The organism is Pseudomonas sp. NPDC087803 (assembly GCF_044742995.1).
Classification (GTDB): Bacteria; Pseudomonadota; Gammaproteobacteria; order Pseudomonadales; family Pseudomonadaceae; genus Aquipseudomonas.
Genome location: NZ_JBIUVO010000097.1, coordinates 1 through 10,952, shown reverse-complemented (window position 1 = coordinate 10,952; position 10,952 = coordinate 1). Strand labels below are relative to the sequence as shown.

The 10,952-nt window shown below is 59.9% G+C and carries 9 protein-coding genes; 4 read left to right on the top strand and 5 right to left on the bottom strand.

Annotated elements, in window-relative coordinates; all coding sequences use genetic code 11:
• The 4 genes from crcB to ACIOUG_RS25660 all read right to left on the bottom strand — a co-directional run.
• Positions 1-240: fluoride efflux transporter CrcB (gene crcB, locus ACIOUG_RS25675; RefSeq protein WP_401069791.1), on the bottom strand; the 240-nt coding region annotated here is incomplete at its 3' end.
• Positions 240-1,562, bottom strand: coding sequence for a replication-associated recombination protein A (locus tag ACIOUG_RS25670; protein WP_003223849.1), 1,323 nt, complete (start codon positions 1,560-1,562; stop codon positions 240-242). The genes ACIOUG_RS25670 and crcB, both read right to left, overlap by 1 nt.
• A gap of 200 nt (positions 1,563-1,762) precedes the next feature.
• A complete protein-coding gene (lolA, locus tag ACIOUG_RS25665; RefSeq protein ID WP_401069788.1) occupies positions 1,763-2,383 on the bottom strand; it encodes an outer membrane lipoprotein chaperone LolA in 621 nt (206 codons plus the stop codon).
• Positions 2,384-2,461: 78 nt separating this feature from the next.
• Positions 2,462-4,870, bottom strand: a complete 2,409-nt coding sequence (locus ACIOUG_RS25660) for a DNA translocase FtsK 4TM domain-containing protein (RefSeq protein ID WP_338801434.1) — start codon at positions 4,868-4,870, stop codon at positions 2,462-2,464.
• A gap of 309 nt (positions 4,871-5,179) precedes the next feature.
• Here ACIOUG_RS25660 and trxB point away from each other — a divergent pair, with 309 nt between their 5' ends.
• The 4 genes from trxB to infA all read left to right on the top strand — a co-directional run bounded on the left by trxB (position 5,180) and on the right by infA (position 7,978).
• Positions 5,180-6,139, top strand: coding sequence for a thioredoxin-disulfide reductase (gene trxB / locus ACIOUG_RS25655; RefSeq protein ID WP_401069785.1), 960 nt, complete (start codon positions 5,180-5,182; stop codon positions 6,137-6,139).
• Between the two features lie 62 nt (positions 6,140-6,201).
• Complete coding sequence (aat, locus tag ACIOUG_RS25650; protein ID WP_401069782.1) at positions 6,202-6,882, top strand: leucyl/phenylalanyl-tRNA--protein transferase; 681 nt, start codon at positions 6,202-6,204, stop codon at positions 6,880-6,882.
• A gap of 57 nt (positions 6,883-6,939) precedes the next feature.
• Complete coding sequence (locus tag ACIOUG_RS25645; protein WP_025109006.1) at positions 6,940-7,647, top strand: arginyltransferase; 708 nt, start codon at positions 6,940-6,942, stop codon at positions 7,645-7,647.
• A 112-nt stretch (positions 7,648-7,759) separates the two neighbouring features.
• Positions 7,760-7,978, top strand: coding sequence for a translation initiation factor IF-1 (gene infA / locus ACIOUG_RS25640; protein ID WP_002553999.1), 219 nt, complete (start codon positions 7,760-7,762; stop codon positions 7,976-7,978).
• A gap of 891 nt (positions 7,979-8,869) precedes the next feature.
• Here infA and clpA read toward each other — a convergent pair.
• On the bottom strand, positions 8,870-10,952 hold a 2,083-nt coding region (clpA, locus tag ACIOUG_RS25635), incomplete at its 5' end, for an ATP-dependent Clp protease ATP-binding subunit ClpA (RefSeq protein ID WP_401069779.1).

Sequence of the window (10,952 nt, the reverse complement as noted above, 5' to 3'; positions counted from 1 at the left end):
TCCGATCTGCCCCCCGAGGAAGCCGACCATCAACCCGGCACGCACCTCGATCGGTACCTCCGGGCGTATCAAAAACAGGCCGTACAACACGCCAATCAGCAGACAGCCCACGATATTAACGGCCAGCGTCGCGGTATAGAAGTGCCGCGGCCAATTGGCGTTGACCCAATTGCCGGTGGCGAAGCGCAACAGGGTGCCGGCAATCCCGCCGACGGAGACCGCAACGATCAATGGAAGCACTATTTTCTCCGCTGTCTTGGGCTTAAACGGTCGAGTTGGGCGAGATGATTAAGCTTCTCGCCGATCTTCAATTCCAGGCCACGGGGCACCGGTTGGTAGAACGGAATCGGCTCGAGCTCTTCCGGGAAATAGTCTTCACCGGCAGCGTAGGCATCGGGCTCGTCGTGGGCGTAGCGATATTCGTCGCCATAACCCAATTGCTTCATCAGCTTGGTCGGTGCGTTGCGCAAGTGCAGCGGGACTTCCAGCGAACCGTACTCGGCAGCAGCACGCAACGCGGTTTTGAAGCCCATGTACACCGCGTTGCTTTTCGGTGCGCAGGCCAGATAGGTGATGGCCTGAGCTACCGCCAACTCGCCTTCCGGGCTGCCAAGGCGCTCCTGCACTTCCCACGCCGCCAGGCACAGGCTCAGGGCGCGCGGGTCGGCGTTGCCGATGTCTTCGCTGGCCATGCGCACCACGCGCCGGGCCAGGTACAGCGGATCACAGCCGCCGTCGATCATTCGCGCAAACCAGTACAGCGCACCGTCGGGGTTGGAGCCGCGCACCGATTTGTGCAGCGCCGAGATCTGGTCGTAGAACGCTTCGCCGCCCTTGTCGAAGCGCCGCCGGGTGTCACCGAGCAGGCTTTGCAGCAACTCGGTGCCCATTTCGCTGTTGTCTTCGGCCAGATCCGAGGCGTTTTCCAGCAGATTGAGCAGGCGCCGGCCATCGCCATCGGCGGCTGACAACAGCATCTGGAAGCCTTCATCGCTGAGGGTCAGGTTGCGTTTGCCCAGGCCGCGCTCTTCGGTGAGCGCGCGATGTACCAGTTTGCGCAGCGCGGTCTCGTCGAGGCTTTTCAGCACATAGACGCGAGCCCGCGACAACAGCGCGTTGTTCAATTCAAACGAAGGATTTTCGGTGGTGGCGCCGATGAAAATCAGCGTGCCGTCCTCGACGTACGGCAGGAACGCATCCTGCTGCGATTTGTTGAAGCGGTGCACCTCATCGACAAACAGAATGGTGCGCTTGCCGTATTGGCCGGCCTGCTGCTTGGCGATTTCAACGGCCTGACGGATCTCCTTGACCCCGGCGAGTACCGCCGAGACCGTTTCGAAGTGCGCATCCGAGACTTCCGCGAGCAAGCGCGCCAGGGTGGTTTTGCCCACGCCCGGCGGCCCCCAGAAGATCATCGAATGCAGGGCACCCTGCTCCAGCGCCTCCCGCAGAGGCTTGCCGCGAGCGAGCACGTGCTCCTGACCGACGTACTCATCCAGGTTGGTCGCACGCAAACGCGCGGCCAGTGGCTGGGCAATCGGTGCACTGCGAAACAGATCCATCACGTAGCGTTGAAACCTCTGATTGTCTGAAACCTGTTGGAACACCTGTGGACACCTGTTGGTGACCTTGTGGTGAGGGGATTTATCCCCGATGGACCCGCAGCAGTCACCTTTTTTGGGGCTGCTTTGCAGCCCATCGGGGATAAATCCCCTCGCCACAAAAGCTCCAAGCCACAAGAGCCCAACCCGGGATCCGGGGTTTATTCCTGAATGACGTCAGCACCCTTCGGGATGTCGAACTTGAACTTCGACGCCGACACCGCTTCGTTGGCCTTGACCCCGGTGAACAGGATATTGGTGCGCTGACCGACGCTGTCGACCAGTTGCATGTCATTGATCAGACCGTTGCGGAACGACAGACGCAGGCTGTCGAACAGGGTGTCCTTGGTCTTCGGCTTGAGGGTGAAGTCGATCACGCCGCCCGCCTCTTTCGCGCTGATATCGAAGCTCTGGTTGATCTTCGACACGTCACCGGACAGCAGCAGCGCCGGAGTCTGGGTCAGACGCTCGTCGAGCTTCTTGATGGTGGCCTGTTCCAGATCCGGGTCCCACAGGGTGACTTTCTTGCCGTCGGAGACCATGGTCTGCTCGTTTGGCGCTTCGGTGTGCCAGTAGAACAGGCCCGGACGCTGCAGGACCATATCACCGCGTGTTTCCTGCAACTGCGTGCCGCTGCCGTCGAGGGTCAGCTGGGAAAAATTCGCGGTCAGGGTTTTCGATGTTTCCAGCAATTGGGTCAGACGCGCCACGTCCTTGTCATCGGCGTGGGCCGTAAGGGTGGTCAGTGCCAGTACTGGCAACAGCATGCGGATAAGACGCATGGGAGTCCTCTTGAATACTTGTGGGGAGGGGACGGCGCGTCATTGCGCCATCCTTTGTTGCAAATCGGAGCGGCCGAATCAGTCGCGCATCGGGCCCGGGGCCAGTACTTCACGCGAACCGTTGGTGTTCATCGCGGTGACAACGCCAGCCATTTCCATGGCTTCGATCATGCGCGCAGCGCGGTTGTAACCGATCTTCAGCTTGCGCTGTACCGCGGAAATCGACGCCCGGCGGCTTTCCAGGACGAACTGCACGGCTTCGTCATACAGCGCGTCGGTCTCCGGATCATCGCCGTCGCCGCCACCGCTGCTGCCTTCAAAACCGCTGCCCGCCTCTTCGACACCGTTGAGGATGTCATCGTTGTATTCCGGTGCGCCACGCAGTTTCCAGGCTTCCACCACGCGGTGTACTTCATCGTCGGAAACGAACGCGCCGTGCACCCGGATCGGCAGGCTGGTGCCCGGTGGCATGTAGAGCATGTCACCGTGGCCAAGCAGTTGTTCGGCGCCGCCCTGGTCGATGATTGTTCGCGAGTCGATCTTGCTCGACACCTGGAACGCCATCCGCGTCGGGATGTTGGCCTTGATCAGACCGGTGATCACGTCCACCGAAGGACGCTGGGTCGCGAGGATCAAGTGGATACCGGCGGCACGTGCCTTCTGCGCGATACGAGCGATCAGTTCTTCAACCTTCTTGCCGACGATCATCATCATGTCGGCGAATTCGTCGACCACCACGACGATGGTCGGCAATTTTTGCAGCAGCGGCGCTTCGTCGTGGATGCTTTCGCGCTTGTACAGCGGATCGCTCAACGGCTCGCCGGCATCCTGCGCTTCCTTGACCTTGGCGTTGAAGCCGGACAGGTTACGCACGCCCATCTTCGCCATCAATTTGTAGCGGCGTTCCATCTCGGCGACGCTCCAGCGCAGGGCGTTGGCGGCGTCTTTCATGTCAGTCACTACCGGGCACAGAAGGTGCGGAATGCCTTCGTAGATCGACAGCTCGAGCATTTTCGGGTCGATCATGATCAGCTTGGCGTCTTCCGGGCCGGACTTGAACAGGATCGACAGGATCATCGCGTTCACACCCACCGACTTACCGGAACCGGTGGTACCCGCCACCAGCAGGTGCGGCATCTTCGCCAGGTCGGTGATGACCGGTTTGCCGCCGATGTCGTGGCCCAGAGCGAGGGTGACCGGCGATTTGAAGTTGTCGTACTCGGGAGTCGACAGCACTTCGGAGAAACGCACGATCTGCCGGTCTTCGTTGGGGATCTCGATACCGACCGTGGTCTTGCCCGGAATCACCTCGACCACCCGCACACTGGTCACGGCAAGCGAACGTGCAAGGTCTTTCGCCAGGTTGGCGATGCGGCTGACTTTGACGCCGGCGGCAGGCTGGATTTCGTAACGGGTAATCACCGGGCCCGGGTGGATCGAGTCCACGGTAACTTCGACGCCGAATTCCTTGAGCTTGATCTCCAGCAAGTGGCCGACCGCTGCCAGGGATTCCGGCGAATAATTGAGTTGTTTCTTTTCCGCAGGATCGAGAATCGAGATCGGCGGCAAGGTGCCTTCCACGGCACTGTCGACGAACAACGGCGCCTGCTTCTCTTTCTGCACGCGCTTGCTTGGCTCGGGCGCTTTCACCGGAGCCGGGGCGATAACCGGTGGCACCTGCTTCTCGCGATCGGACATGTGCTTGCTCAGGGCCTGCTCACGCTCGATCAGGCGTTCCTTGACCTTGGCCTGTTCACGCTTGTCGGTGACGGTCGGGGCCACCACGTCGTGGACGCGGTCATCGACTTCACGCAGTTGCGCGACCAGTTGCTTGCGCTCGGTACGCGCCGACCACCAGCGGTTGACCGCGCCCTGGAACAGTTCGAACAGATCGAGGGTAATCTTGCCGGTGACGTCCATCACCTTGAACCACGACAGGTCGGTGAACACGGTCAGGCCGAACAGGAACAACGCGATGAACAGCAGCGTGCTGCCCTGGATATTCAGCGCGTTGCGCGCCAGATCACCGAGACTTTCGCCCAGCGCCCCGCCCGCACCCGCCGGCAGACCGGTGGCTGCATGGAAATGGATATGCGCCAGCGCGGCGCCGGACAGCACCAGGAACACCAGGCCGATCAGGCGCCAGGAAAACAGCCAGCCGCTCCACTGCCACGGCTCATGGCGTTGACGGAAGATCTGGTACGCCTTGACCGCCAGCAGCAACGGGAAGATGTACGCGAAGTAACCCAGCACCATGAACAGGATGTCGGCGCTGTAGGAACCGGCCGGGCCGCCGAAGTTCTGCACGTCGTCGATCTTGCTGTTGTGGCTCCAGCCCGGATCGTCCTTGCCGTAGGTCAGCAAGGCCATCATCAGGAACAGGCACAAGGCACCGATGGCGATCAATGCACCTTCCTTGAGCCGGTAGTGCAATTGCTGGCGCCAGAGCGGAACGACTGTTTTTGGTGCTGCGGTGGATTTCTTCAAAACGCTTCTTTTCCTGCGCCCGGGGCGCGTCCATCTATTGAATGACGATAAAAAACTGCCCAATCCAGGCAGGTAAAAAAGTGAACCGGCGCAACTGAGACTACTTTTAACACTGTGCCGCAGCTTTTATAAACACAGCCATAAACACAGCGCTCTACAAATATTCTGTAACAGCCCGGCATTGTACGGGTTTGTGCGGCTGATGCCATGCTTCAAGACCCATAGCTGAGCATAGCCATTGCGACAAATCCTGCGGTTCAATTTGAGCATGCATTGTCTTTTGTGACAAAGGCTTATGAGGTGTATTTGATGAACGCAGCGAAGCATTCACGCCTGATCATTCTCGGCTCCGGTCCCGCCGGTTACAGCGCCGCCGTGTACGCCGCCCGCGCCAACCTCAAACCGGTGGTGATTACCGGGCTACAGGCCGGCGGCCAGCTCACCACCACCGTCGAAGTCGACAACTGGCCCGGCGACGTCGAAGGCCTGACCGGCCCGGTGCTGATGGAGCGCATGCAAAAACACGCCGAGCGCTTTGCCACAGAGATCGTTTACGACCACATCCACACCGCCAAGTTGCAGCAGCGCCCGTTTGAGCTCATCGGCGACAGCGGCACCTACACCTGCGACGCGCTGATCATCGCTACCGGCGCCTCGGCGCAGTATCTGGGCCTGCCCTCGGAAGAGGCCTTCGCCGGCAAAGGGGTTTCGGCCTGTGCGACGTGTGACGGCTTTTTCTATCGCAATCAGGTGGTCGCCGTGGTGGGCGGCGGCAACACCGCTGTCGAGGAAGCGCTGTACCTGTCGAACATCGCCAAAGAGGTACTCCTGATCCACCGGCGCGACAAATTGCGCTCGGAGAAAATCCTCCAGGACAAACTGTTCGAAAAAGCCGCCAGCGGCAACGTGCGCCTGCACTGGAATCAGAATCTGGACGAAGTGCTGGGCGATGCCAACGGCGTGACCGGCGCGCGCCTGCGCGACAGTCATACCGGGCAAACCCGCGAACTGCCACTGGCCGGCGTGTTCATCGCGATTGGCCACAAACCCAACACCGATCTGTTTCGGGGCCAACTGCCGATGCGCGACGGTTATCTGCGGGTCAAGGGCGGCAGCGACGGCGACGCCACCGCCACCGAGATCCCCGGGGTCTTCGCCGCTGGTGATGTGGCCGACCACGTTTACCGCCAGGCCGTGACCTCGGCCGGTGCCGGTTGCATGGCGGCACTGGACGCGGAGAAGTATCTGGACGACATTCCTGTCATTTAACGGCACACTTTATCGCGGGTCTCGCGCCCGCACCGCCCTCCCCTTCTGCAAGCCCGGATGCCATGCTGACTTGGTTACAACGCAATTCCCTGACCTTCCCGCCGCTGGAAAAGGCCATGCGCGATCCCAATGGATTGCTGGCTGCCGGTGGCGATCTGTCCGCCGATCGCCTCGTACAGGCTTACCGGCACGGCTGTTTTCCGTGGTTTTCCGAAGGCCAGCCGATCCTCTGGTGGTCGCCGGACCCGCGCACCGTTCTGTTTCCCGACGAACTGCATGTCTCGCGCAGCCTCGGCAAACTGCTGCGCCAGCAACGCTATCAAGTGACCTTCGATCAGGATTTCGCAGCAGTGATTCGTGCCTGCGCCGCGCCGCGGGACTACGCCGATGGCACCTGGATCACTGAAGCGATGCAGGACGCCTATCTGGAACTGCACCGCCGCGGCTTTGCCCACTCGGTCGAGGTCTGGGACCAAGGCCAATTGGTCGGCGGCCTGTATGGCCTGGCGATGGGTCAGCTGTTTTTCGGCGAGTCGATGTTCAGCCGCGCCGACAATGCCTCGAAATTTGGTTTCGCGGCGCTGGTGCAACATCTGAAAGAGGCCGGATTCGTCTTGATTGACTGCCAGATGCCGACCGATCATCTGCACAGCCTCGGTGCCCGGGCGATCCCCCGCCGCGAATTTGCCGACTATCTGGCTCGCCACCTGGATCAGCCCAATCGTGCCACTTGGGTTTGCTGAGCGACTTTTGCGCGCGTGGCTTACACTTAATTCACCAGCTTATCCCGAGGGTTGATCATGACCGAGTTGGCGCGCTTGAAGTTCTATGCCACTCAGCCTCATTCCTGCAGTTATCTGCCCGAGGAGCAGGCGACGACGCTGTTTCTCGACCCGAGTCAGCCCATGGATGTGCATGTCTACGCAGACCTGTCGGAAATGGGTTTTCGTCGCAGTGGCGATCATCTGTATCGGCCCCATTGCCAGAATTGCAATGCGTGCGTGCCTGCGCGCATCCCGGTGGCGCAGTTCAACCCTAACCGTCAGCAGAAACGCATTTTCAAACGCAATGCCGATTTGCAGGTGCGCCCGATAAAACCGCACTTCAGCGAAGAATATTTCGACCTGTACCAGCGCTACATCGAGCAGCGACATGCCGATGGCGACATGTACCCGCCCAGTCGTGACCAGTTCTCGACCTTCCTGGTGCGCGACCTGCCCTTCTCGCGCTTCTACGAATTTCGTCTCGACGGACGGTTACTCGCCGTCGCCGTGACCGATTTGCTGCCCAACGGTCTGTCGGCGGTCTATACCTTTTACGAACCGGACGAGGAGCGCCGCAGCCTGGGACGTTTCGCGATCCTGTGGCAAATCGCCGAAAGCCAGCGCCTCGGGCTGGAAGCGGTGTATCTCGGCTATTGGATCAAGAACTGCAAAAAGATGAACTACAAAACCCAATATCGCCCCATCGAATTGCTGATTAATCAGCGCTGGGTGATCCTGAACTAATCGCAAGCCCTAAACCCCTTGGCTTGAACCCCCTTTTTCGGGCACAATGCACGCCGCTTTTGCCTGGCGCAGTTGCACCGGGCCATTCATTGGACACCGAGGGCTTTACTGCATGTCGAAAGAAGACAGCTTCGAAATGGAAGGCACTGTCGTCGACACCCTGCCCAACACCATGTTTCGTGTGGAGTTGGAAAATGGGCACGTCGTAACCGCGCATATTTCCGGCAAGATGCGCAAGAACTACATTCGTATTCTTACCGGTGACAAAGTGCGCGTCGAGCTGACGCCCTATGACTTGAGCAAAGGGCGCATCACTTACCGCGCTCGCTAATCAAGTCAATACAAGACGCCCGGTTTATGCCGGGCGTTTTTGTGTCTGCGCTTTGTTGGTTTTGTGTGTATATCCGTTTCTGCGGGTGCTGCCGCTGGCGGTTTCGCTCTTACAGCGAGTCACCTTTTCCAAACGCCGGAGTGCCGGCCCAGCGAAAAGGTAACCCAAAAGGCTTTGCCCCGGCGTACGGCACTTCGCTGAGGCTCAGTGTTCCCTCGCTACGGTGCCCATCAGGGGGCATCGCCTCCGGTTTGCTTCGCTGCACCTCCTCTCGATGTATGCGGCTTCGCCGCATGGCGCTGCGCGCCTAACCCCCTGATGGACCGCTCGGCCTGCCGAAGGGGCTTTGAGATCAAAGGCGACATCAAGAGCCAGAGCCAGAGCAGATCAAAAGATCACAGCCTTCGGCAGTTCCTACAGGGGATTGGGTGTATTTAGTTGGAGATTGGTCGGCTGTCAGGCCGCCATCGCCAGCAGGCTGGCTCATACAGTTCAGATTGCGTGCTGCCCCTGCGGCGAAGCCGCCCCACTCAACACAATGAGCGTTAGCTCGAGTAAAGCTTTTGATCTGAGGGCCCGTCGGCAGGCTGAGTGGAGGGGTTTATCCGGGGGTGGGAGCGCAGCGACCGTTTGGCGCAGCCAAACACAGCGAGAGGAGGTGCAGCGAAGCAAACCGTAGGCGCTGCCCCACGAATGAATCCCGGAGCGAAGGAACCCGAGCCCAGGCGAGGGCCGAACGTCAGGGCACAGACCTTTTGGTTACTTTTGGGGCGTTTGCCAAAAGTGACCCGCCGTAAGGGCGGAACCTTAGCCAGCCATCACCCAAAGAATGGATATACACCCAAAAGCAAAAAGGCGCCCGAAGGCGCCTTCCCAATCAACATCAAGCCATCAAGCCATTTCTGCGGTGGTCTCGAAGTCAAACGTCAACTCACCATCCTTGATGTCGATGTGCACCACACCGCCATGCTCGGCCAGCTCACCAAACAGAATCTCCTCCGCCAACGGACGCTTGATCTTGTCCTGGATCAGACGCGCCATCGGACGTGCACCCATGGCCGAATCGTAACCACCGGCCGCCAGCCAACTGCGCGCCGCGTCGGTAACCTCCAGCAACACACGCTTGTCTTCCAGCTGCGCCTGCAGTTCGGTAAGGAACTTGTCCACCACACTTTTGATGACCTCATGACTGAGGCGACCAAACTGGATAATGGTGTCCAGACGGTTACGGAATTCCGGCGTGAAGCTCTTCTTGATCACTTCCATCGCATCAGACGAGTGGTCCTGATGGGTGAAACCGATCGAAGCACGCGCCGCAGTCTCGGCACCGGCGTTGGTGGTCATGATCACGATCACGTTGCGGAAGTCCGCCTTGCGCCCGTTGTTGTCGGTGAGCGTGCCGTGGTCCATCACCTGCAGCAGCAGGTTGAAGACTTCCGGATGCGCCTTCTCGATTTCATCGAGCAGCAACACGCAGTGCGGCTGCTTGGTGATCGCTTCGGTCAACAGACCGCCCTGATCAAAGCCGACATAGCCCGGAGGCGCACCGATCAGACGCGATACGGTGTGGCGCTCCATGTACTCGGACATGTCGAAGCGCACCAGTTCGATCCCCAACGCCTTGGCCAGCTGCCGTGCAGCCTCGGTTTTACCGACACCGGTTGGACCGGCGAACAGGAACGAACCGACGGGTTTGTCAGGCGACTTGAGCCCGGCGCGGGACAGTTTGATCGCGGTCGACAGCGAGTCGATCGCGGCATCCTGACCAAACACCGTCAGCTTCAGGTCACGCTCCAGGTTACGCAGCAATTCCTTGTCGGAACTGGTGACGTGCTTCGGCGGAATCCGCGCGATCTTCGCCACGATATCTTCGACCTGCGGCACTTCGATACGCTTGACGCGCATCTCGACCGGTTGCAGGCGCTGATAGGCACCCGCCTCGTCGATCACGTCGATGGCCTTGTCCGGCATATGCCGGTCATTGATGTAGCGCGATGCCAGTTCAGCAGCGGCGCGCAACGACTCATCGCTGTATTCGATATTGTGGTGCTGTTCGAAACGCCCTTTCAGGCCGCGCAGGATACCGATGGTGTCTTCCACCGACGGTTCGACGACATCGACCTTCTGGAAGCGCCGCGCCAGCGCACGGTCCTTCTCGAAGATCCCACGGAATTCCTGGAACGTGGTCGAACCGATGCAGCGAATGTCGCCAGACGACAGCAGCGGCTTGAGCAGGTTCGAGGCATCCATCACGCCACCGGACGCAGCGCCGGCACCGATGATGGTGTGGATCTCGTCGATGAACAGGATTGCCTGCGGACGTTTTTTCAGTTCATTAAGCAGCGCCTTGAAGCGCTTCTCGAAATCACCGCGATACTTGGTGCCTGCCAGCAGCGCACCGAGATCGAGCGAATAGACGACGCTGTTGGCCAGCAGGTCCGGCACCTGGTTGTCGACAATCCGCTTGGCCAGGCCTTCGGCAATCGCGGTTTTACCCACGCCCGCCTCGCCCACCAACAGCGGATTGTTCTTGCGCCGACGCGCCAGAATCTGCGCAACACGCTCGACTTCCATCTCGCGGCCGACCAGCGGGTCAATCCGACCCTGGCGCGCGAGTTCGTTGAGGTTGCTGGCATAAGCATCCAGCGGATTGCCTGAAGAAGAAGACTCACCGCCCTCGTCGTCCTGCATATCTTGTTCACCTTCAGAGTGATCGCCGTGCCCCGGCACTTTGGAAATGCCGTGGGCGATGTAATTGACGACATCAATGCGCGCAACGCTCTGCTGTTTCAGCAGGAATACGGCCTGACTCTCTTGCTCACTGAAGATTGCAACCAGCACGTTGGCACCGGTTACTTCACGCTTGCCCGAGCTCTGCACATGAAAGACAGCACGTTGCAGTACACGCTGGAAGCCCAGGGTTGGCTGGGTTTCGCGATCTTCGTCATGGACGGGGATCAGTGGCGTGGTGGAG

Excerpts from the sequence above, each read along its gene's own strand:
- ACIOUG_RS25670 (WP_003223849.1), bottom strand. The coding sequence starts at position 1,562 with ATGGATCTGTTTCGCAGTGCACCGATTGCCCAGCCACTGGCCGCGCGT.
- lolA (WP_401069788.1), bottom strand. The coding sequence starts at position 2,383 with ATGCGTCTTATCCGCATGCTGTTGCCAGTACTGGCACTGACCACCCTT.
- trxB (WP_401069785.1), top strand. The coding sequence starts at position 5,180 with ATGAACGCAGCGAAGCATTCACGCCTGATCATTCTCGGCTCCGGTCCC.
- aat (WP_401069782.1), top strand. The coding sequence starts at position 6,202 with ATGCTGACTTGGTTACAACGCAATTCCCTGACCTTCCCGCCGCTGGAA.
- ACIOUG_RS25645 (WP_025109006.1), top strand. The coding sequence starts at position 6,940 with ATGACCGAGTTGGCGCGCTTGAAGTTCTATGCCACTCAGCCTCATTCC.
- infA (WP_002553999.1), top strand. The coding sequence starts at position 7,760 with ATGTCGAAAGAAGACAGCTTCGAAATGGAAGGCACTGTCGTCGACACC.